The organism is Pseudomonas sp. PDM28 (assembly GCF_019219115.1).
Lineage (GTDB): Bacteria > Pseudomonadota > Gammaproteobacteria > Pseudomonadales > Pseudomonadaceae > Aquipseudomonas > Aquipseudomonas laurylsulfatiphila.
Window position 1 is genome coordinate 227,241 of the sequence record NZ_JAHUWG010000007.1, and the last position, 21,858, is coordinate 249,098.

Here is a 21,858-nt window from a genome sequence, read left to right on the forward strand (position 1 = left end):
GATGCCCACACGTCGGGCAATTCGACCTGATGGGTTGACGTACAAACATGAGGATCTATCATCTTTTAAACGTGAGCATTACTCACATTATCCGATGGAGATGAACGCGATGAACACCGCTCAGCAAACCCTGCTGGTCCTCGGCGCCACCGGCAAAACCGGACGGCGAATCACTCAACGACTCGAAGCGGCCGGCCTGCCCGTCCGCCAGGGTTCCCGAGATGCGAATCCGCCTTTCGACTGGGAAGATCGATCGACCTGGGACGCGGTAATCGATGGTGTTCATGGGGTCTACATATCCTTCCAGCCCGATCTCGCCGTTCCAGGCGCCGTTGAAACCATCCAGGCTTTCACCGACCTGGCGGTGAAAAGCGGAGTGCGCAAACTGGTTTTGTTATCCGGGCGCGGTGAAGTCGAAGCGCAACAGGCCGAACACGTCGTACAGGACAGCGGGATTGACTGGACGATTCTGCGGGCCAGCTGGTTTTGCCAGAACTTCAGCGAGGCGCACTTTCTTGAACCCATAGTGCAAGGTGAACTGGCACTCCCCGTCGGCCAGGTCGCCGAACCCTTTGTCGATGCAGACGACATCGCCGAGTGCGCCGTCGCCGCATTGACCCAGCCCGGGCACACACACCAGCTCTATGAATTGACCGGTCCTCGGGCGTTGACCTTTGCCGACGCCGTGACCGAGATTGCCCGAGCCACCCATCGCAATATCGAATTCGTGGCCGTACCGGCGCACGCCTATCGACAGGCAATGGAACAGGAACAACTTCCCCCGGCGTTGATCGATCTGGTGCTGTACCTCTTCACCACCGTGCTCGACGGCCGCAACACACCGGTGACCGATGGCGTACTGCGGGCACTGGGACGGCCGGCGCGCGATTTCAGCGACTACGTGCAGCGCACTGCGGCTGCAGGCATCTGGGGAAAGGGGCGTACGATGTAACGCATTGGCGAGAACAGGGTACGTCGACTAGGGTCTCTTGCGTATCGAACTGCGGCGCCTTAATTGGCAGGAGCCTGATCAAGGAGAAAACGCATGTCACTCAATCGTAGTGCCGAACAAACCTACCGCCAGTGGTCCACCCCGATCCTGCTGGAACTCAAGGAGCGAGAGCATCAATTGACCCCGTCAGACCGCCAGGCGTTGGAAAACGTGTTGCAGGAAAGAAGGCTGATCAACACCGGCAACCCGACCGGCAGCGATCGTCGCAAGGCAGGCCCTTGATCCCGCATAACGCCAGTGAGCGGTGAGCGGTGAGCGGTGAGCGGTGAGCGAAGTCTTTACCGCGCTAGAACCACCCACTGCGATCATCTTCCAGCGCCTGACGACACTGCTTGAGTTGGGCGTTGTAAATCTCCGATTGCTTTTGCACTTTCTGGGCAACCTGCATCAGCCACGGTTTACTGCGATAGGAATTGCGGCTAAAGCCCCCACGCCCCTCGTGATAAGCCAGGTACTGATTGTAGGTGTCCCATTTGGAGATTCCGAGCTGACGTTGCGTGCCCGTGGTGTACCAGCCGATAAACATGATCGCGTCGTCGAAACTGTCACGTGAACCGCCGTTGCCAGTACTGTCCTTGTACTCACCCCACACCGGGTCCTGAGCCTGCGCATAACCATAGGCCGAACTGACTCGCCCCCAGGGGATCACCCAGAGCAGGTAGTCACGCGGCGGCAATGCGTCCGCCACGTAGCTGCTTTCCTGCTTCATGATCGCCATGGCCACATGCAGTGGTGTCCCATATTCACTCTGCATTTCCAGCGAGTCCTCGTACCAGTCGGGATACTCACGGTAAATGCTGCAGAGATTGTTTTGATCCTTGGGTGGCATCGTCGTGCAACCTGTCAAAAACATGAACAACAAAGTCAACAGCAAAAAATTTCGTTGTGTCATTCATCACGCTCAAAAATAAGGTTCTTCGCACAATCCCGGGAAACTACTGTAGGAGCCAGCCTGCTGGCGATGGACTCCAGTACGCCGCGTTCATCCAGCTCACACGCGTAATCGTTAACGACCATCGCTGGCAAGCCAGCTCCCACAGAGGACCCTGCCCACGCTGAAACTGTAGGAGCCGGCCTGCTGGCGATGGACTCAAGTGCGCCGCGTTTATCCAGGACACCCGCGTTATCGTTAACGACCATCGCTGGCAAGCCAGCTCCCACAAAAGACCGTGCCCACGCTAAAACTGTAGGAGCCAGCCTGCTGGCGATGGACTCCAGTGCGCCGCGTTCATCCAGTTCACCCGCGTTATCCTTAACAACCATCGCTGGCAGGCGCCGGATTCAGGCAGGTGCAGGCAAAAACGTCAGAAGACTTCCAGCTTGATCACGTCACCCTTATTGAAAGGGTTCTTTGTAAATCCCTGTTGCACGACGAGACCAGAGGGGGGGATTCAGGGTTTCGATTCAGAGCATCTTCTCCAGGCCGACCTTGTCGCTGAGCCAGGCTTTGAAGCTGCGCCATTTGCCGCCGGGTTCCTTGCGCAAGGTATGTTGACGGCCGTCGTCCTCGGTGAGCCAGACGACTTCGCCGTTTTCCAGTCGGGCCTGGTAACTCATGGCTGGCGCCATGCCATCAAGCGCCGCCTGGCGCACGTAGCCGGCCAGTTCGGGACTGTCGACCAGCACTCCGACTTCAGTGTTCCAGAACAGTGAACGCGGGTCGAAATTGAACGAACCGATGAACACTTTCTGCCTGTCCAGGATCATGGCCTTGGTGTGCAGGCTGGAGTCCGAGCCACCACTGAGTCCAAACGAAGAACTGCGGCCGGTATCTTCCGGCTGACGCCGCAGCTCAAAGAGTTTCACGCCATGTTCTAGCAGCGTCTTGCGATACGGTGCATAGCCGCCATGCACCGCCGGCACATCGGTGGCTTCCAGTGAGTTGGTCAGCAAGCGCACATCAACGCCGGCATCGGCACGCCCCAGGAGATAGTCCATGCCCGACTTTTGCGGGACGAAGTAGGCCGACATCATGATCAGCTCGTTGCTGACGCCATCGAGTTCAGGCCGCAGTTGTGTGGCCATCAATAACGCGCGTGCCGGTTCGCCGTCAGCCAGGACCTTGCTCGGAGCATCCCACATCGCCGTGCCATGGGCCCAGATCAGCTGCTTGCGCCAGGTCTCGAATTGCGGTCGAGTCTGGTAGGTCATGAGATGGTCGTACAACGCCCTGTGCTCGGTACGTGAGGACTGGAGCGATTGCTCCAGACGTTGGCGGCTCTTGAGCAAGTCCTGTGCTGTCGGCTTGTTGATCTGGAAGTCACTGATCGACTGGCTTAGGGCGCTGTTCCAGTACTGATCGAAGCTGTGTCCCAACTGCTCGGCGACCGGTCCGATGCAAAGCAGATCCATGTCGGTGAAATTGAGATCGGGCCTGGCGTCGAAATATTCATCCCCCAGGTTGCGCCCGCCGACGATGGCTGCGCTGTTGTCAGCCAGCCACAGTTTGTTGTGCATGCGTCGGTGTTGTTGGGAAAGATCAAGCAAACGGCCCATGGTTCGAGTCACCACGGTGCTGCGACCCAGATGCAAAGGGTTGAAGACGCGGATATGGATGTTCGGGTGCACCGCCAGGGTAGCGATGACTTCTTCCTGGCCGTCGGTGGCTGTGTCATCGAGCAGCATACGTATCCGTACGCCGCGATCGGCAGCCAACAGCATTTCATTGACCAGTGCCCGGGTGCTGAGACCGTTATGCACGATGTAGTACTGCAGATCGATGGATTTCTGCGCATTGCGGATCAACTCGGCGCGCGCCCGGAATGCTTCACTGCTGTTGGGCAGCAAGCGAAAACCCGAGCGTCCCTCATGCGCGGCAGCCTGAGTCTGGATCGAACGCCCGAAAGCCGATTCGCTGGCGGGGATCGCCTCGCTGAAGTCGTGGGGCATGCGCGTGGTGGCGCAACCGACGAACAGCAGCGCGTACAACATGACGCAGAGGAACCGGGACATGGGCTGGCCCTCAACCTCGACGGGTTTAGATGTGGACCCGGCATCCAGCCAGTACCGGCTGCCGAGAACAGGCAGCCCTCGATAATCCGCACGACTTGTTCCAGTAAAGCCCGTTTCAGGCAGCGTGTCGAAATTTACCGGTTCCCTGCAGTGCATGCAGCCGGGCAGTAGCGAATTGCGGAGAAGATTGTTTGATGGCGCAAAAAGCTGGTCTAGCCGAACCCCCATAAAAAAACGACGCCACTCTTCAAAGGAGGGCGCCGTTTTTTTAAAAGCCTTACGCCACGCCGACGAAATCGCTCGCTGTCAGGGCGACATGCCCGACCAGATCGATTTGGAAATCAGCGCCATTACCGTTGTTGACGTTGCCCTCCACATACGTGTGATCAACCCCGCCGACATTGGCGAAGTGGTACTTCATTTGCGCTTGGTTACTGAACTCCGTGCCGACACCATTCCACTCGCCGAGGAAGGCAAAGTCCTGATTACCGGCGGAACCTGCGCCGGAGGTCCGGGCATCGATCTGAGACAGATCGATGTGGTCAGTTCCCTGCGCAAAGTCGGTGATCACATCGCGGCTTGCGGTCGAAGTGCCCGAATCGTTGATGGCGCTGAACATAAAGATGTCCGCCCCCGCTCCACCGGTCAAAATGTCGCGGTTGCCATTGCCTGTCAGCGTGTCAGCGCCATCTCCACCACTGAGGGTGTCGATGCCGCCTTGCCCGGTCAGGGCATTGTTGGCGTTATTGCCGGTCAAGCTGTTGGTGCCGTTGCTGCCGAGAACATTCTCGATGCCGCTCAAGGTGTCGTTACCGGTTTGCGAACTGCTCGCCAGGCCAGTAGTCAGATTGACCGTGGCGTTGGCCGAGGTCCCCGACAGGTCGTAGGTATCGCTGTCGCCACCACCGTCGTAGCTGTCATTGCCGTCATTGGCCGACGCCCGGAAGGTGTCGTTGCCAAGACCACCAAACAGGCTGTCACTGCCTTGCCCACCGATCAGCGTGTCGTCACCGCTGCCACCGTCCATCCAGTCATTACCGCCCAGGCCCTGCAGCAGGTTATTCGCGCCGTCGCCCTGGATGTGATCATTGCCGGAACTACCGGTGACGTTCTCGATGCCGGTCAGGGAGTCGTTGCCGGTCTGGGTGCTGGTTGACGTGCCGACGAGCAAATCGACCGTGGCCGACGCCGATGTGGCCGATAAGTCATAGGTGTCGGTACCCGTGCCGCCGTCATAGTGGTCGTTGCCGTCATTCAGCGATGCCAGCAGCGTATCGTTGCCTGCCTCGCCAAAGACGGAGTCGTTGCCGGCCATGCCGCCAAGTTGGTTGTTACCGGTATTGCCGTGGATGACGTTATCCAGCCCGTTACCCGTGCCGTTACTGTTGTTCGACCCCAGCAATGTCAGGTTCTCGACGTTGGCACCCAGGGTGTAGCTGACCGAGGACATGACCGTGTCGGTGCCTTCGTTCAGATTCTCCTGAACCGTATCGCCATTGGCATCCACCCTGTAGATATCGTTACCGGCGTTCCCCCGCATCGTGTCGTTACCGCTGCCGCCGTCGAGCAAGTCGGAGCCCAGGCCACCATTAAGGACGTCGTTGCCCGAATAGCCCATCAGGATGTCCTGATAGTTGGTGCCATTGAGCGTATTGCCGAAGAAGTTGGTGCCTTCGATGAAGCGCCCAACCGCTTCCGAAGGGTCGGACGTCAGTTGTTCCACTGTGCCGTTGTTGTCGGTGTAAGTGGTGATGACCCGTAGCTGCTGGCCGAACTGCGTCGAGGTGGGCGCAAAGGTCGAAGCATTCGCCCCGGTAATACTCATCCAGGCCGCGCCCACCAGTGCTTGCCATTGGAAGCTGAACCCGCTTGGCCCAGGCAAGCCGTCGGCGTCCTGTATGGTCGAGGTATTGGCGGTCAGCCGGTATTGAGCCGGCACCGGACGACCAGGTGTGGTCGGCGCAGTAGCAAACCCCGACAGCACCACATTGCCGGTTGGCAGACTGTTGGTGATGTTCAGGTTGACTGTGCGGTCGGCGAAACGCAGTTTTTCAATGCCAGTCACGATGTCGGTGCCATCGATATTCGCCGCGCCGACCCGCAAATCCACCACTTTGAACGCCGTGATCAACTCGCCACCCGGCCGGGTGTCGGTGAACTTGGTGATGCTGTATTCGGCAAAATTGCCACTGTACAGCGCTTCATCGGCTGCGCCGTCGGCCGTGCCTGGAGCTGCGTGATTGTCACCCAGAATGAAGTCCGGACGGGTCGCTTGCAGGCCCGTAAAGTGCTGGGCAACCCCCTGACTGGCGAGCAAGTGATTCAGATCGGCGAGTTTGATCGAGTCACCGACGATAACGTCATTACCGCCATTACCTTGGGAGACATCATTGCCACTGCCGCCAATCAACCAGTTTTCCGTGGCATTACCGATCAGACCCGCCAGAGGGTTGGCCGGGGTCGTCGTGTTTGGGCGGCTATCACTGAAGCGTGAACCGATCAAACCCTCAATGTCTGTCAGCAAGGCGTTGAACGGCTGGAACAGCACAGCGGTGCCCGGCGCCGCCACGATGTTCTGGTTGTTAAGGTCTGCGGCCGCATCCAGGGCAATGTTCACATCACTGAAGGCTGCGATATCGAAGCCCACATCGCCAATGGCTTCATCGCCGTCACCTTGACCCGGAGCGCCACCCAGGCCAGGCAACAGAATGTCGTCACCGACACCTCCGAACTCCTGGTCACCCGTGGAACCGCCGGAAATGATGTCATCGCCATCCTCACCGAACAGAATGTCCGGGCCATCGCCACCGTAGATCTCGTCGTTACCGTCTCCGCCATGCACCAGATCAGTGTCGCCGCCGGCATCGATGTAGTCATTGCCGGCGCCACCGTACAACTCGTCGATCCCGGCTTCACCGTAAAGGTGATCGTTACCGTTACCGCCAATCACCACATCGAGGGCACCTGCGCTAGTCCCGGCATAGATGGTGTCGTCCCCTTCACCGCCATCGAGGAAGTCTTCGATATCACCGCCGTAGATCACATCGTTGCCGTCACCGCCATAGATATGGTCGGCACCGGCCTTGCCATCGAGGATGTCATCGCCACCTTCGCCATAGATCGTATCGTCGCCATCGCCAGCGTCGAGCCAGTCGTTGTAGTCGGTGCCAGACAACACTTCGTGCGAGTTATAGCCCACTGCCGCAGTGCCATCAGGGTTCAGGCCCTGGTCCGGACGGTAGTCACGGATATAGGTTTGAGCGGTATGCGTTTCCGGATTGGTCAGGCTGACCAGCAAGCCGTTACCGCCAATCCCGCCCGTGCCACCGGTTGAGTAAACGCCGACATGGTTCGCCGCAATCAGCGTGCCGTATTTGTGCTCGCTCTTGTACGCCGTCGCACTCGCGCCGGAATCGGTGTTGCTCAGTTCGATGTAGCTGTCGGCGTAACCGAATACATCACCGGCCAGGTGCCGGGCATCGGTGGTGCGTTCAATGATGTCCTTGAATTGCTCGGTCACTACCTGTTCGTTGAGGTTGGTCATCGCCGGCAAGCCGAGGTCGAGGCGGAACAGGTAATAGAAACGGTCGCCATCCATCAACCGTTCCATCTGATCCTCGAAGATAGCGTTGAAGGTGGTGCCCAGTTGCCCGGTGTAGACGTGTTTTTCCGCGAGGCCACCGATCCACAGATCAATCGCGTTGTAGCCGTCGTAACCGGCCACATGATTGCCGTTGGCATCTGCCGCACCGGAAAGGAAGTAGGCCGCCTCTTCAGCCGTGACGCTGCCCCCGGCATAGTTGGTGGTAACACCCGAGGTATCGGCATCGATGATGGCTTGGGCATGGGCCACGTCACCATCAAATGAATAGGCAGCGATGAAGTTCACCAATGACTCGGGGTGAATCATGTTGTTGGCGAAGTCACTCCAACTGGTATAGGGCGTCAAGCCATCCACGATCAGGTTCGTGTGATGCTGCGAGCCTGCCGGTGACGCCCTTTCCTCGATGAGCGCATCGTGAATCTGCTGACGCGCCTGGTTCAGGGTAGGCAGGCCCAAGTCGCGACCACGGGCCAGGTTGATGGTCGCCAGGTCCAGCGGCTGACCGAGCAGGCCTTGTTGCAAAGCCGGGGTGACAAATTCGTCGATCTCATTGCTGATCTGCCGGGTCATGCCCAAGGCAATGGCCGTCGGCCCTACCTCGGCAAAACCGCCGGGATTGAGGAACGCCTGCTCCAGTGCATAGTGGGTGATCGCACCGGTCAGGTCATAACCGCCACTGGCATTTTTCTCCAGGGCATCGATGGTTTCGCGCAGCTGCGAGTGACCGAAACGGAACGCTGCCTGGCCGTACTCAAGCGAAATATTGGCGTTGATGCCCGAGTCATAAGTCACGAACTCTGGCAAATCCGGGGTGATCAGCCGGGCGTACTGGTCAATCGCAACGTGCTGGTATTCCATTTCCACGGTCAGTTTGGCGGCGTAGAACAGCTTGTCCTGGTCCCAGGACACCGTAAGGCCATCCGCCTGGGTGAAATTGCCGTTGGCATCGGAATAAAAACCACCACTGCCATTGCTGACCTGCACCTGCCAGTTGTGACGCACGTTAACGTCAGTCTGTGCCAGCACTTCGTTTTGCAGATTGATCAGTTGTACGTTGTGGTCTTCATGGAAGACGTGATGGATCGCGGTCAGGCCAAAGTTTTCGTTGACCCTGCCGTCACCGGCAATGTAGTGGTCACCCACCGATTGCAGCAACAGTTCGTTGGCCACCGCGTAATCGGCACTGCCCGCAGCGGCACTGATGGAGAAGTCGGCAAAATTGACAAAACTGAACAGGTTTTTCGGTCCGGAATTGTCGTAGTTGATGACCATCCCGAAGGGGTTGTTCGCGTCGAAGGTAATGCTGGTGATATGCGCATCCAGAGACATCAGTTTCGCTTGGTCGATATGCAGATCATCGAAGTGCGGATTCATGTCCAGAAGGATCGCCTCACGGGTGTACACCGCTTGCACGCCGGGAGTGCCGGGGTCTGCATCCAACACATGACCATTGGCATCACGCACGCGGAAGTTGGCGATGTCATCCCAGGTCAGATCGTCACGGCCGGTTGCCTGGACATGGGCGCGCAGTTCGCTCAGGGTTGGCAAAGTCTGGTGGGTCACCACGCCATTGAGGGTCCAGGCCGCGTCGTTACTCAAGGTGGTGCCATCGAACAGCGCTGCGCCAGCAATGAACTGTCCTGGATGATTTGGATCCGCCACCCACTGACGCAGCAATTGCGTCACCGCGTCATTGGAGCCATAAGTCTGGTTCTGGTCGATGTAGGGCGAGTCGAGGTTGACGTATTGCGCCTGTCCCTGCCCGTCCACCTCGCTGACGGAGGCCCGGTGTACCTTGATCGAGTACACAGGCTGCCCATCCGGACCGATCGAACCGTACAGCGGGTCGTCCGGCGCAAGGGGAATAGTGATCGTTGCGTTTTGATTGGGCTTGTTGATGAAATCAAGCCCATGATCAAAGAACTGTCCAAACAGGGTGAACCAGCCAGTGGTCGACGGGTCTCCGCCGACAGTATTCTGGTTGCGGATGTAGTACTGGCCGGAGTCCGGCGACGTGGTATCGACTTCGCCAATGGTACCCAGGATTCCCGGATCCGTGACGATCGCAACACCCGTGGCAGTGTGCTGTATATGCCCGTTGGCATCAGTGGCAAACGTCACTCCGCCACTGACGATGGTCTGGCTGATCATCCGTGGCGTGTAGTCCACCAGTGAAGCTGTCGGATCGCTATACAGTGAACTACTGTCAATCATGGGCGTAGCGCCCACAGGGACACCCGCCCCCGTCAATGCGGAATTGCTCAGGTTCTGCTGGACGTAATGTGTGTAGTCCGAATGGGTCAGGCGTATGAAGTTCTGGCCGAAACTGCCCCAGGCCTGCCCATCCAGGGTCATGTTATTGAAGTGCCCCGAGACGTTGCGCAAGCCGATCGGGTCGCGGGCACCGTTGTACCAGATGGCTTCACCAAGAGGCGCGTCAAGCGGATTGAAACTTCCCAGCACACCGAGCACATGGACACTACCATCCGAGCCCTGATAGCCGTAGAGCGGATCTCCGGCGGTGTTGTAACCGACGACATGAATGGTCGGGAAGGAAACCTGCTGATCAAGAAACGAAATATCTTTTTGATTGAGGGTGAAGCGCTTTAGCTCATACATGGCAATCTCCAGACGTACTTTGAGTTGCAGGGATTTCCAGCCGACATATCACTATGTTCAGGGAACCAACCCGATGGAAAAAGATGCAAAAGTCGAATCAAAAAACGAGACTTTCATAGCGGACGAGACTGAGACTTTGGTCGGACCAGCCGCTGGTTCCGATGGGGCTCGCAAGGGAATCTGGCGCACCCGGATAAAGGCCCAGACGCGCAAGCTGAGTCGCTCGGCCCAATTTGTCATTGCCGCTGCGGTGATCCTGGGGCTGACCATGTTCTTTGTCGGCAAACTGGTGAGCGAACGAATAGAAAGTGCTGCGGTGCAAAGCGCGGCAGAAGCAGGCGCCCACTACATGGAAGCGTTTCTGGAGCCCTATGTGCAGGAGATGGGGCGGGACGAAAGTCTCTCGGATGAAAGTGTCAAATCCCTGGACCGCCTCATGGAAAACAGTTCGCTGAACCAGCACATTGTCTCGATCAAGATCTGGCGAGCGGATGGCACCGTCGTCTACAGCACGAATAAAGCCATCACCAATCGCGTATTCCCAACAGACGAGATCACCGAGGCGCTCAAGGGAAACGTGGTCACCGACCTTGAAGAGCTGAGCCAGGATGAAAACGAGTTCGAGCGCAAGCTCAACCTGCCGCTCTATGAGATCTACGCCCCCCTGCGGGATTTCAACACCAGGAAAGTGATCGCGGTGGGCGAGTTTTATGAAAGGGCCGAAAGTCTGGAGCGTGAAATCAATCGCGTCCGACAGCAGGTGTGGATGGTCGTTGGTGCCGCAACGTTGGCGATGCTGACGCTGCTTTTTTTCATCGTGCGACGCGGCGACAAGATTATCGAGCAACAACAAGTGGCACTGCGCTTACGGCTGATGGAACAAACTCGCCTGCGCATCAGCAATGCCGCACTCCAGCGCAAGATGGCGACGGCGACCCAGGAGTTTTCCCGGATCAACGAACTCAACTTGCGACGCATTGGTGCAGACCTGCACGATGGGCCGGCGCAGTTATTGACCTTGATTCTGATCTGGCTCGACGAATTGGCCGATAACGGCTCGGCTGTCGATCAGGAGGCGCTGGAAACCATTCGTGGTGCCGCCACCGACGCATTGCGGGAGGTCCGCGATTTATCACGAGGCCTGGCACTTCCGGAAATCAACGACCTGAGCCTGGTGGAAGAGTTGCAGCTAGTGGCGCAACGGCATGAGCAACGCACCGGCACCAGGGTCACCCTCGCCCTGGGGCCGCTACCAGAGGCCACGCCGCTGCCGCTCAAACTCTGTTTGTACCGTTTTGTCCAGGAAACCCTCAACAATGCTTACCGTCATGCCAACGGCGAGGGTCAGGTCATCCAGGCGCAATACATTGATCAGGTATTAAACATCAGCGTCAGGGACAGTGGTCCGGGTATGGCGGCGGACGCCATGCAACTCGATACATCCGGCAGAACCCGATTGGGGCTCGCCGGTTTGCGTTATCGCGTTGAATCGCTGGGCGGGTTGTTCAGTATCGACTCTTGTAACTCAGGGACGTCGGTCAATGCACAGTTCAAACTTTAGTCAGAAGCGGGTCCGGGCATCGACTGATGTTTTCCCTACGCCTATGTGAAATCGCCCGAGAGCTTCGCGCTCCCTGTAATACCGTAGGGCCGCGACCGCTTCGACACGATTTCGGGCATGCAGTTTCTGCATCACACAGGTCATGTAGTGCTTGACGGTTTTTTCGCTGATCAACAGCTTTGACGCGACCTCTCTATTGGTCAGTCCCTTGGAAACTTCATAAATAACCTGTTCCTCGCGCAAGGTCAGATCAAACGTGTGAATCTCTGCTGCGTGTGTCTTGAAGTTACTCAGCAGCTTGTTGACAAAATCAGGGGTGATATAAGTCTGCCCCTTGGCAACCAACCGGATCGCCAAGACCAGCTCCGGTCCGCTGACACCTTTCAACACATACCCGAGCGCGCCGGCCTCCAGCGCCAAAAAGGCGTCATTTTCGGACTCTGAAACCGTGAGCATCAGCACCTTCACATCCGACAGTTCAGTGGAAATGAACCGCACCGCGGCGAAAACATCACCCGGCATATTGACGTCCATCAGCATCACATCCGGACGCACCCTCTGGGCAATTTCCCTGGCCTCATCCGCGTTGGCGCCCTGCTCCACGACCTGCAGGTCCGCCCGTCTTTTCAATATGTTGGCAACGCCCTCACGCAACAACGGGTGGTCGTCGACAATGCAAATACGAATGAACGGATTCATGACGCGCTCCCGAAAGGATTAGCACTCGAACTACAGATCATTGATTAATAGCAGGAAACCCGGGATCACACCGGTCACCCGTCGAGTGTCCCAGGCTCCGGGTGTTCGAAAATCAGACTTAAGTCTGATAAAAATCGATCGTCAACAAACAATCGTCATTCCAAATACACAAGCATTTACACCGCAACCCATTGTTTTTAAACACTGATAAAAACGTCAAAAAAAAGACAACCTCATCAAACCCGGATACATCTTTATCCGACCAACAGTCACTCTCCTGCGCTCAGGATTCAGTGCGACAGGCACTCCACAAATCAAATTTTTCGACATTTTGCAGGTCAGGGATCAGCCTGGGCATACGATCGTGTATGACCGAGCAATACATCTGTAGCCGAAAGGGAGAAAACGTCTCGCGAACCAAGTGAATTGCGGAGCAAGTCAATAATTGCGGACCAGAAACGAACAAGGGTTTGCTCAGCTTTCGCCCGCAAACCCTTGATATATGGTGCCCGAAGCCGGAATCGAACCGGCACGCCCTTACGAGCGGGGGATTTTAAGTCCCGAGGGAAAATCAATCAGACTGGGGCTTCCAATAGATTTTCCGGACCGCAATCAAGCCTATTGGCTTGCCCTACAGCCCAATGTTTCCGCATAACCTTAGAAGATTGCGGTCCAAAAAAATCCATGATTCAAGCATCGAAAATGTGCACTCAAGCAGCGTGATAACCATCAGTCGTATGCCGATCACGCATACTTCACGCGCTCTACTGGTGTCGTCTCGCCCCAAGCATCCATGTCCGCAGGGATCATGCATCCCCCCTTTGTAATGGCCATTTTTACTGGCGCTAGCTGCAACCGACTGCCTACAAGAGCTTAAAAGTGCGTGAGAAAGTCACGCACGCCTTTTCGCCACCCTCCCCGGCGTCCTGCCGACCGCCCCCCTTCATGCACTATCTCCCGATGCTACGCTGAAATCTCCACGGAGGATTCGCGATGCCAAACTCTGACCTGCTCCCTTCCCTGCTGTTCAAGATCAACGAAAACCAGCTTGCCCTTGAAGCCGCTATCCTGGAGCTTTCGAGCTGGGTCGAGCAGCGCGGATCGGCCGATGTCGCCGACAATGTGCGCGGCGCCCTTGAAGCTATCGACAAGAATGAGGAATTTATCAAGATGACGCTCGCGGTGATGATGGCGCCGGAGTGACCGCTACCGGCCGATTCTGTTGAAAAAGTCGGTTTTCTCAACCGCTCGAATATTGACGGGTAAAAACACATTTTTTGCCCGCTGCTACGTAAAATCCGAGTCTGGACACCTCTGCTGAAAGCAAGAAATTCAATCTCAGACGCGTACTTTTCTGTCGTGAGAACCAAGCCATACTTTTTCAACAGAATCGGCCAGAAGCTGACGTTCGATTTTTTTTGGGAACCTCAAAGTCCTTTGATGAAAACACTAGATGTCGCAGTGGTTCCGCGGCCAGTTTGACCAATCACTTTCGGATTGAGCCTTTTACAACTGGAGAACTAGGCAGCCCCCAAGGCCTCTCGCATAAAAGCGAAGCCCGGCGACCGCTCACGTGCTTTTTAGTGCTCCTGATCAGCCATATTGCGTGGATTTTCGACGCCCTCGATGCTCCTCACGATATGCACTCCTCCGTCCATCTCTAGAAATTCCGTCCCAGCAGGCAAAACTGCGCCGGTGCGTGGACATTAATCAGCTAATGTCCGTGGTCCCGACGCACCGTCCCAATATGCTAATAAACTGTCCCGCCGCGCCCATAGTCTCGTGCCCGAGATATCTACTATAGGACCAGTACCTCTGCCATCAGCGGGGGCCTGTTACCTATACCGGATGCACATCTTGCGCATCGCCGTACAAGCACGGATTGGAGACAACAATGACAAAAATCGCCGACATCCAAAACACCCCTTCACCAGCATCGCCCTCGGCACCGGCCATCATCCGGTCGTCGGTGCGACAGCATTCGATCAAGGTAGAGCTTTGCACACCCGCCATCGGCGCCGAGCTCAGCAACGTCAGCCTTGTCGATGCTGCCCAAGATCCAGAACTGATCGCGCAAATCCGGGAGCTGTGGCTCAAGCACAAAGTGTTGTTCTTTCGCGACCAGAACATCACCCCAATGGAGCAACAGCACTTCGCCGCGCAATTCAGCGAACTGGAAGCCCATCCCTTGGCGCCGAGCCATCCGGAGGCGGACAAGCTGCTGATGCTGTACCGCAATCTCGATCCGAGCAAGCCCAAGAGCTATGTGGAAAAGGCTAGTCGCGAAAACCTCTGGCATGCCGATGTCACCTACAAGCAGGCGCCGCCCCGCGGTGCGGTATTGCGCTGCGAACTGGGTCCGGAGACCGGCGGCGATACGCTGTTTTCCAACATGGTGATGGCCTACGAAAAGCTGCCCGAAAGCATCAAGCAACGGATCGATGGCTTGTATGCCAAGCACGGTGCCGAGCAGACCTTTGGCGCCCAGTTGCCACGCGAAGAACGTCACGCGATGGCCCTGAAGACGCCCGGCGCCGAGCATCCGGTAGTGCTTGTGCATCCCGAGACCGGCGAGAAGGTGCTGTTCGTCAATTCCGCATTCACCACCCATTTCTCGAACTTCTTCAACTTCGAGGACATCCGCTACGGCCAGGACTTCATGCCCGAGGCTCATCACCTGATGAACTACCTGATCTCCCAGGCCGCCATCCCGGAATACCAGGTTCGCCTGAAGTGGCGCACCAACACCGTTGCCATGTGGGACAACCTGCAAATCCAGCACTACGCCGTGGCTGACTACGGCAACGCGCCACGGAAGATGCTGCGCGCAACCTTGGCGGGAACCCCGCTGACCTGACCCTGACTGCCAGACAGACAGCCCGGGCACCCGACCATCCGTGATGGTCGGACGATCCCGGCCGCCGAAAAATTCCCGATCAAAACAACAATCAACGGAGATACCTATGCTCTACGAACACGTCGACACCGCCGTCATCGATGGCGAATCCCTGCCCTGGATTCCGTTTACCCCTTATGCCGATAACGTCCTGCTCAAGTACTTCAAGCTCGACCCGATCCGTGGCGAATGGATCGTCATGATGAAGGCGCCGATCGACATGCAACTGCCCAAGCACCACCACACGGGTACGGTGATGGTCTACACCTTCGAAGGCCAGTGGAAATACAAGGAGCATGACTGGGTCGCCGGCCCGGGCAGCATCGTGTACGAGACCGCCGGATCGACTCACACCCCAGAAGTCGTCAGCACCGGAAATGGCGACGGCTATGTGCTCACGCTGGTTCAGGTCAATGGCGATCTTGCGTTTCTGGATGAGAACGACAACATCGTCGCGCTCGAAAACTGGAAGTCCGGGCTCAAGCGTTATCTTGACTATTGCGAACAGCATGACATAGCGCCGAAAGACCTCACGGCATTCAACTGATCCGGTTCCAGGAGAACTCCCGGTATCCCTCGATTCAAGGGGGGCCGGGAAAGTAGCCTGATCGCAAAAATCCAGGGGAGGAAAACAGGCTGTCCCGGTTCGCGGTCTTGACGTGGAATCTGACAGAGGGCCCTGCCCGCTCCCCGATCACAGACTTTCGAACGGAGCGATGCCATGCATGGCTTGATGATGCACAAGCAGCTGTTGATTTCCTCGCTCATAGAGCACGCCGACCGCCATCACGGCGATACGCAGATCGTGTCCCGCAGGGTGGAGGGCGATATCCATCGCTACACCTTCCGGGACTGCCACCGTCGCGCGCGCCAGATGGCCAGCGCGCTGACCAGCCTGGGTGTCCAGCCCGCCGACCGGATCGGTACGCTGGCCTGGAACGGCTATCGTCACCTGGAGTTGTACTACGGCATTGGCGGGATGGGTGCCATCGTGCACACCATCAACCCGCGCCTGCATGAAGATCAGGTGGCCTACATCGCTAATCATGCCGAAGACCAGTACATCTTCTTCGACATGACCTTCCTGCCGCTGATCAAGCTCATCGCTGGCCGCTGCCCAACGGTCAAGGCGTTCATCGCCATGACCGATCACCTGCCGACAGACACCGGTATCGACAACCTGCTGTGCTATGAAGATCTGCTGCAACAGGGCGCCTGCGATTACGCCTGGCCGGATCTCGACGAGGATGCCGCCTGCACGCTCTGCTACACCTCCGGCACCACGGGCAACCCGAAAGGCGTGCTGTACAGTCATCGCTCTTCGCTGCTGCACACCTATGCCGCCGCGCTGCCGGATGCCCTGAACTGTTCGGCGCGCGACGTCATCCTGCCGGTTGTGCCCATGTTCCATGTCAACGCCTGGGGGCTCCCGTACATCGCGTGCATGGTCGGGGCCAAGCTGGTATTTCCCGGCCCTGCGCTGGACGGCAAATCGCTGTTCGAACTGCTCGAAGCGGAGCAGGTGACCCTCTCTGCTGGCGTACCCACGGTCTGGCAAGGGCTGCTCGGGCATCTGGAGCAAACCGGCGAGCCTTTCTCCAGCATGAAACGCACCATCATTGGCGGTGCAGCCTGTCCCACGGCAATGCTGAACAAGTTTCAGGAGACCTACGGCGTGGCGGTGTTGCACGTCTGGGGGATGACGGAATTGAGCCCGATCGGCACCATTGGCACCCTCAAGGCCAGGCACCTTGGCATGTCCCCGGAAGAGCGTAATGCTGTGCAGTCCAAACAAGGCCGCGCAGTGTTTGGTGTCGATATGAAGATCGTCGGCGCGGACGGCCTGGAACTGCCTTGGGACGGCGCGACCTCGGGTGACCTGATGGTGCGCGGCCCCTGGGTGGTACGCGACTATTTCAGAAATGAAAGCGACTGTTCGCCGCTGCTCGAACACGCCGGCCAGACCTGGTTCCCCACCGGCGATGTGGCGACCATCGATGGCGATGGCTTCATGCAGATCACCGATCGCAGCAAGGATGTGATCAAGTCGGGTGGCGAGTGGATCGGCTCGATCGATCTGGAGAACATTGCCCTGAGCCATCCCTCAGTCGCCCAGGCGGCCTGCATCGCCGCGAAACACGCGAAGTGGGATGAACGGCCCTTGCTGATCATCGTCAGGAAAGCGCAGGCAGCCCTGACCCGGGAAGATCTGCTGGCCTTTTATGACGGCAAGATTGCCAAGTGGTGGACGCCGGATGATGTGGTCTTCGTCGACACGATTCCACTGGGCGCTACGGGCAAGGTGTTGAAGAACCGCCTGCGCGAGCAGTTCGGCGATCATCTGCTGGTCAAGGCTGCCAGCTGAGTAACAAGGAACAAATCCAGCCCTGTCCATGTGCAAAGGCAGGGCGGACGTTACGGCAGATGCCGGTAGCGTTCGCCCTGCCTTTGCATTTCCGCTATCAAGGGGTTTAGCCAGCCGCTGGCTCAGAGGTCGGGTCGCCGGACATCAACTGCTCGAGAAACTCCAGCAGCAATTCGTTGACCTGAGCCGGGCTTTCCTCTGCGGCGCTATGGCCTACACCGGGTAGCAGCACCTTTTTGCGCAGAGCGGGCAGGTAGGCGTCCATCTGGTCGTAGAGGCTGCGGATTTCCACCGGCTCCAAGGAAGGGTCGGCAGCACCACCGATGAACAGGCTTGGCTGGCTGACCTTCGCGCCGTCGAGAAACGCGGTGATTTCCCAGTTGCGGTCGCGACAGCGGTAGTAGTTCAGGGCACCGGTAAACCCCGTGCGCGTGTACTCGGCGACGTAGTAGTCGAGCGACCGCGGGCTCAGCCAGGACGGGAACGCTCCCTTCGGCTCGGTAAAGGCGTTGAGAATCGGCTCACCGGCCTCGACAAACAGACGCCAGCGTTCGGCTCCGACGGCGCTGCCGGAGATCGAGTAAAAGACGCTGCTCAAGGTCTTGCGCGGATCAGCGGCCAGCTCGCGATCCGGCTTGGTGAGCTGCTGGAAATACAGGTGGTGGTAGACCCGGCCTTTCGCCATGGCCTGCAAGCCCACGGTTGGCTTGACCTTGCCCCGCGGCGGTACCGGGGTATTGAGCATCACCAGGCCACTGAACAGATCCGGGCGCAACATGGCGGCCGCCTGGGCCACCCAGGCGCCCAGGTCGTGGCCGATGATCACCGCAGAGGTTTCCCCCAGGGCCGCCATCAAACCCACCATGTCGCCGACGGACTGGCTCATGTCATAGGCTTCGATGGCGTCGGGGCGGTCCGATTGCCCGAACCCGCGTTGATCGGGCACCACAACCCGATAGCCGGCCTCGGCCAATGCCACGATCTGGCGCCGCCACATGTACCAGAGGTAGGGGAAGCCGTGCAGCAGGATGACGAGCGGGCCCTGGCCCTCGTCGATGTAGTGCATGCGGATGCCGTTGACGTCGGCAAAGCAGTGGTTGAATGCATCAGGATCGTCGGCATCCACCTGCGCCATTGCAGCGAGCGGCTGACCGATACGCATTGAAGTGCGCGTATCCATTATCTACCTCCATCTTATTAGTTGTGGGCTTGAAGGTAGCTCTGAGAGGGTGCCCCGCACTGAGCTTAGCAGGACACAATATTGTGAAATTGGGACAGAGCGAAAGACTATAGAGCTGCTTCTGCCGCCGCCATTCTTGGCTCGCCGATAGTGTCCCAATATGCAAAGAAATTATCCCGCCATGCCCATAGCGCCGCGCTCGTGTTCCCTACAATGGGACCGCGCTTCCTGCTCTGCACTACGCCAGACCAAGGTTGAAGATCGCTAGCGCTATCAGTACTTCCACAAGCGCCGTCTTCTCGTTCAATACATCTTCGATGAAAAAAGAAACGCCGCCATCGGCCGAGGGAGATCCTATACATGCCCAAGCTTGTTCGCGCCGCCGTCTTGACCAAATACCTGGAAGTCACCCAGGACCTGGGATTCAACCCGCGTGACGTGCTGGCAGTTGCCGGCCTGAACAAGGCTCAGCTGCAAGCCCCTGAATACCGCATTCCCATCGATGCCGCCGTACGTCTGCTGGAAGATTCGGCCGCCGCCAGCGATTGCCAGACCTTCGGCCTGCGTATGGCCGAGTCACGCCAGCTTTCGGACCTCGGTGTAGTCAGCTTGCTGCTCAGCCAACAGCGCACCCTGCGCGACGCCTTGCAGGTGATGGAGCGCTACCGTCATCTGATGAACGATTCCCTGGGAATCTTCGTTGAAGAGGCCGGCAGGATGGTGATCATTCGTGCAGTGATGGTCACCGAGACACTGCTGCCCAATCGCCAAGCCACGGAGCTGGTCATTGGCGTGCTGTTCCGCTTGTGCTCGACACTGCTCGGCTCGAAGTGGCGCCCCTACAGCGTCAACTTCATGCACCAGCCGCCAGACAGCCTGCACCTGCATCAGCGCCTGTTCGGCTGCAATCTGGAATTCGGCAGCGAGTTCAACGGCATCGTTTGCTCCGAAGCCAGTCTCGATATGATCAATCCCAATGCCGACCCGTCCATGGCCCGTTATGCCCAAGACTACATCGATTCGTTGCAGGGTGATGAAAGCACCTCGATGCTGTTCGAGGTGCGCAAGGCCATCTACCTGTTGTTGCCCATGGGGCGCGCCACCCTAGAGCAGATCGCCCTGTCACAGGGCATGAACGTGCGTACCTTTCAACGCCGTCTGCAGGACGACGGCTGTGCCTTCAACGACCTGATCAATGACGTGCGCCGTGACCTAGCGCTGCGTTATCTGGAGAACCCGAACAACTCGATGAGCCGCATCGCCGACATGTTCGGCTTCTCCATGGCCAGCTCCTTTACCCGCTGGTTCATCAACCAGTTCGGCATGCCACCGGCGGCGTGGCGCAGCGCGCAGAAACAGTCCGGTCTCTGCGCAGAGAGTGCCGCAGTCCCTAAATCTTTCTGAGTACAAGGCAAAAAAGGTTTTTCACGCAATTGCCGGAAACTCAGAAACAACAGCGCCGATTTGACTGATGATGTTCGTGCGAGCAAACACATCTGACAAATCGGCGTTCTTGTGCGTGATATGAGTATTGCGAATTCTTTTTCAAGTAGATCGCGTCTTTCCCGACCATTCGTGATGAACCAAAAAAAACGGCGACTGCTGGTACAGTCGCCGCAAAAAACCGATGTTTGTGGCACCGGTGGTGAGCTTCACTGTAACGAGGAGCCAGCCCAGTGAAGCCCTGCCATAAACCTGAGTGAAGCCTGTTTTCAGAGGCCCCAGTGCAGCAACAGCAGTACCAGCACGACCAAGAACACCGTCTCACCGACCATCAGCAGGATCGGTTTGATGCCGACCGCCGCCAGCTCCTTGAGCCGAGTCTTCATGCCCAGGGCACTGATGGAAATCACCAGGCACCAGCGCGACAACTCATTGACCCCGCCTTGCACCGCCGGAGCGATCCAGCCGGTGCTGTTGATGCAGGCCAGAATCAGAAAGCCCACGGCGAACCATGGCAGCAGCGGTGGGCGCTTGCCGGTCGGGTCAGCGCCTTGCATGCGGGTGATCATGGCCGCGGTGACGATCACCGGCAGGAGCATGGCAACGCGCATCAGCTTGACCACCGTGGCCGTGTCACCGGTCTCGGTTGACATGCCGTACCCAGCACCGACCACTTGGGCGACGTCGTGGATGGTGGCGCCGAGGAACACCCCGGCGATCTGTGGCGACAACGAGAACCAGTTGGCAATCATTGGATAGACGATCATCGCCAGGGTGGACAACGCCGACACGCCGATCACCGTGAACAGGGTCGCGCGCTCTTTCTGCGGATGGTTCGGCAACGCCGCCGCCAGTGCCAAGGCTGCCGATGCGCCGCAGATGGCCGTGGCGCCACCGGTGAGCATGCCAAACAGCCGCGAGAAACCCAGAAACTTCGCGGCGATCACCGAGGCAGCGATGGTCAACACCACCAGGATCACCACCAGTACCATCGGCTTCCAGCCCAGTGCCGCCATTTGTTCCAGGGTGATGCGCATGCCCAGCAGAGCGACGCCGATGCGCAGTACCGTGCGGGCGGTGAACTCGACGCCGACTTTGCAGGGACCGTCGTCGGCAAGAAAATTCAAGGCCATGCCCAGCAACAAGGCGAACAACATGACCGGTGCGCCGTAGTGCTCGGACAAAAACGAGGCGGCGGCGGCCACGATCAGGCTGACTATAAAGCCCGGTACCAATTCGCGTGTGCGGGTTTGGATGCGGGTTAGAGCAATAGCGCTCATGGCGCGGACTCCTCGAAAAAGGTGGTAATGAACGCCTGGCCGTCGATGATCCTGGCCGGGTGGTTATTGACTTTGAGTTGGGTGGAAATGAACAGATAGCCGCTCTTTGTATGGCCCCCGGCCGGCGGGCTTTTGTCAGTAGGTACAGACATGAGCCGGGCATGCCAGTTACCGCTCGCGATCACTTTCGCGCAGCGCTTCACTCATGGAGGCCAGCAGCGCATCGGGGGGTCGTGAACCCACCCCC

Annotated in this window: 15 protein-coding genes; 8 read left to right on the forward strand and 7 right to left on the reverse strand. The window is 58.0% G+C overall.

Going from position 1 to position 21,858, the window contains the following annotated elements; genetic code table 11:
* Positions 1 to 109 precede the first annotated feature (109 nt).
* Complete coding sequence (locus tag KW841_RS17745) at positions 110 to 952, forward strand: NAD(P)H-binding protein (RefSeq protein WP_218478675.1); 843 nt, start codon at positions 110 to 112, stop codon at positions 950 to 952.
* Between the two features lie 93 nt (positions 953 to 1,045).
* Positions 1,046 to 1,234 (forward strand): hypothetical protein, encoded by a 189-nt coding sequence (locus KW841_RS17750; RefSeq protein ID WP_007975986.1) that lies wholly within the window; start codon positions 1,046 to 1,048, stop codon positions 1,232 to 1,234.
* A gap of 64 nt (positions 1,235 to 1,298) precedes the next feature.
* On the opposite strand, the gene KW841_RS17755 is transcribed toward KW841_RS17750, so the two are convergent.
* The 3 genes from KW841_RS17755 to KW841_RS17765 form a co-directional block, all read right to left on the reverse strand.
* Positions 1,299 to 1,904 (reverse strand): hypothetical protein, encoded by a 606-nt coding sequence (locus KW841_RS17755; protein WP_218478678.1) that lies wholly within the window; start codon positions 1,902 to 1,904, stop codon positions 1,299 to 1,301.
* Positions 1,905 to 2,416: 512 nt separating this feature from the next.
* Positions 2,417 to 3,964 carry a phospholipase D family protein gene (locus KW841_RS17760; protein ID WP_218478680.1) on the reverse strand — a complete coding sequence of 516 codons (1,548 nt, stop codon included), beginning with the start codon at positions 3,962 to 3,964 and terminating at the stop codon, positions 2,417 to 2,419.
* Between the two features lie 277 nt (positions 3,965 to 4,241).
* Positions 4,242 to 10,187 (reverse strand): peroxidase family protein, encoded by a 5,946-nt coding sequence (locus KW841_RS17765; RefSeq protein ID WP_218478681.1) that lies wholly within the window; start codon positions 10,185 to 10,187, stop codon positions 4,242 to 4,244.
* A gap of 73 nt (positions 10,188 to 10,260) precedes the next feature.
* Between KW841_RS17765 and KW841_RS17770 the strand changes: the two genes are divergently transcribed.
* On the forward strand, positions 10,261 to 11,748 hold the full coding sequence (locus KW841_RS17770; RefSeq protein ID WP_218478683.1) for a sensor histidine kinase: 1,488 nt from the start codon (positions 10,261 to 10,263) through the stop codon (positions 11,746 to 11,748).
* Here the strand turns inward: KW841_RS17770 and KW841_RS17775 are convergent, their stop codons facing one another.
* On the reverse strand, positions 11,749 to 12,447 hold the full coding sequence (locus KW841_RS17775; RefSeq protein WP_007974721.1) for a response regulator transcription factor: 699 nt from the start codon (positions 12,445 to 12,447) through the stop codon (positions 11,749 to 11,751). It abuts the gene before it with no gap.
* Positions 12,448 to 13,440: 993 nt separating this feature from the next.
* On the opposite strand from KW841_RS17775, the gene KW841_RS17780 reads away from it, so the two are divergent.
* From KW841_RS17780 to KW841_RS17795, 4 genes are all read left to right on the forward strand, one after another.
* On the forward strand, positions 13,441 to 13,650 hold the full coding sequence (locus KW841_RS17780) for a hypothetical protein (protein WP_060539960.1): 210 nt from the start codon (positions 13,441 to 13,443) through the stop codon (positions 13,648 to 13,650).
* A 781-nt stretch (positions 13,651 to 14,431) separates the two neighbouring features.
* On the forward strand, positions 14,432 to 15,304 hold the full coding sequence (locus KW841_RS17785; RefSeq protein ID WP_208601474.1) for a TauD/TfdA family dioxygenase: 873 nt from the start codon (positions 14,432 to 14,434) through the stop codon (positions 15,302 to 15,304).
* A 106-nt stretch (positions 15,305 to 15,410) separates the two neighbouring features.
* A complete protein-coding gene (locus KW841_RS17790) occupies positions 15,411 to 15,890 on the forward strand; it encodes a 2,4'-dihydroxyacetophenone dioxygenase family protein (protein WP_064678531.1) in 480 nt (159 codons plus the stop codon).
* Between the two features lie 174 nt (positions 15,891 to 16,064).
* Positions 16,065 to 17,708 carry a 3-(methylthio)propionyl-CoA ligase gene (locus tag KW841_RS17795; protein WP_218478685.1) on the forward strand — a complete coding sequence of 548 codons (1,644 nt, stop codon included), beginning with the start codon at positions 16,065 to 16,067 and terminating at the stop codon, positions 17,706 to 17,708.
* Between the two features lie 106 nt (positions 17,709 to 17,814).
* Here the strand turns inward: KW841_RS17795 and KW841_RS17800 are convergent, their stop codons facing one another.
* Positions 17,815 to 18,888: an alpha/beta fold hydrolase gene (locus KW841_RS17800; protein ID WP_218478687.1), complete on the reverse strand. Its 1,074-nt coding sequence runs from the start codon at positions 18,886 to 18,888 to the stop codon at positions 17,815 to 17,817.
* A 360-nt stretch (positions 18,889 to 19,248) separates the two neighbouring features.
* Here KW841_RS17800 and KW841_RS17805 point away from each other — a divergent pair, with 360 nt between their 5' ends.
* Positions 19,249 to 20,292 carry an AraC family transcriptional regulator gene (locus tag KW841_RS17805; protein WP_060539964.1) on the forward strand — a complete coding sequence of 348 codons (1,044 nt, stop codon included), beginning with the start codon at positions 19,249 to 19,251 and terminating at the stop codon, positions 20,290 to 20,292.
* Between the two features lie 308 nt (positions 20,293 to 20,600).
* On the opposite strand, the gene KW841_RS17810 is transcribed toward KW841_RS17805, so the two are convergent.
* Both KW841_RS17810 and KW841_RS17815 read right to left on the reverse strand, forming a co-directional pair.
* The gene (locus KW841_RS17810) at positions 20,601 to 21,611 is read right to left on the reverse strand and encodes a YeiH family protein (protein WP_150756534.1); all 1,011 of its coding nucleotides are present in this window, start codon (positions 21,609 to 21,611) and stop codon (positions 20,601 to 20,603) included.
* Positions 21,608 to 21,763 (reverse strand): hypothetical protein, encoded by a 156-nt coding sequence (locus KW841_RS17815; RefSeq protein WP_218478690.1) that lies wholly within the window; start codon positions 21,761 to 21,763, stop codon positions 21,608 to 21,610. Before KW841_RS17815 ends, KW841_RS17810 begins: the two co-directional genes overlap by 4 nt.
* Positions 21,764 to 21,858 lie beyond the last annotated feature (95 nt).

What these genes read in the sequence shown, in the direction of transcription:
- KW841_RS17745 (WP_218478675.1), top strand. Translation starts at nt 110, where the DNA reads ATGAACACCGCTCAGCAAACCCTGCTGGTCCTCGGCGCCACCGGCAAA.
- KW841_RS17750 (WP_007975986.1), top strand. Translation starts at nt 1,046, where the DNA reads ATGTCACTCAATCGTAGTGCCGAACAAACCTACCGCCAGTGGTCCACC.
- KW841_RS17755 (WP_218478678.1), bottom strand. Translation starts at nt 1,904, where the DNA reads ATGACACAACGAAATTTTTTGCTGTTGACTTTGTTGTTCATGTTTTTG.
- KW841_RS17760 (WP_218478680.1), bottom strand. Translation starts at nt 3,964, where the DNA reads ATGTCCCGGTTCCTCTGCGTCATGTTGTACGCGCTGCTGTTCGTCGGT.
- KW841_RS17765 (WP_218478681.1), bottom strand. Translation starts at nt 10,187, where the DNA reads ATGTATGAGCTAAAGCGCTTCACCCTCAATCAAAAAGATATTTCGTTT.
- KW841_RS17770 (WP_218478683.1), top strand. Translation starts at nt 10,261, where the DNA reads ATGGAAAAAGATGCAAAAGTCGAATCAAAAAACGAGACTTTCATAGCG.
- KW841_RS17775 (WP_007974721.1), bottom strand. Translation starts at nt 12,447, where the DNA reads ATGAATCCGTTCATTCGTATTTGCATTGTCGACGACCACCCGTTGTTG.
- KW841_RS17780 (WP_060539960.1), top strand. Translation starts at nt 13,441, where the DNA reads ATGCCAAACTCTGACCTGCTCCCTTCCCTGCTGTTCAAGATCAACGAA.
- KW841_RS17790 (WP_064678531.1), top strand. Translation starts at nt 15,411, where the DNA reads ATGCTCTACGAACACGTCGACACCGCCGTCATCGATGGCGAATCCCTG.
- KW841_RS17795 (WP_218478685.1), top strand. Translation starts at nt 16,065, where the DNA reads ATGCATGGCTTGATGATGCACAAGCAGCTGTTGATTTCCTCGCTCATA.
- KW841_RS17800 (WP_218478687.1), bottom strand. Translation starts at nt 18,888, where the DNA reads ATGGATACGCGCACTTCAATGCGTATCGGTCAGCCGCTCGCTGCAATG.
- KW841_RS17805 (WP_060539964.1), top strand. Translation starts at nt 19,249, where the DNA reads ATGCCCAAGCTTGTTCGCGCCGCCGTCTTGACCAAATACCTGGAAGTC.
- KW841_RS17810 (WP_150756534.1), bottom strand. Translation starts at nt 21,611, where the DNA reads ATGAGCGCTATTGCTCTAACCCGCATCCAAACCCGCACACGCGAATTG.
- KW841_RS17815 (WP_218478690.1), bottom strand. Translation starts at nt 21,763, where the DNA reads ATGTCTGTACCTACTGACAAAAGCCCGCCGGCCGGGGGCCATACAAAG.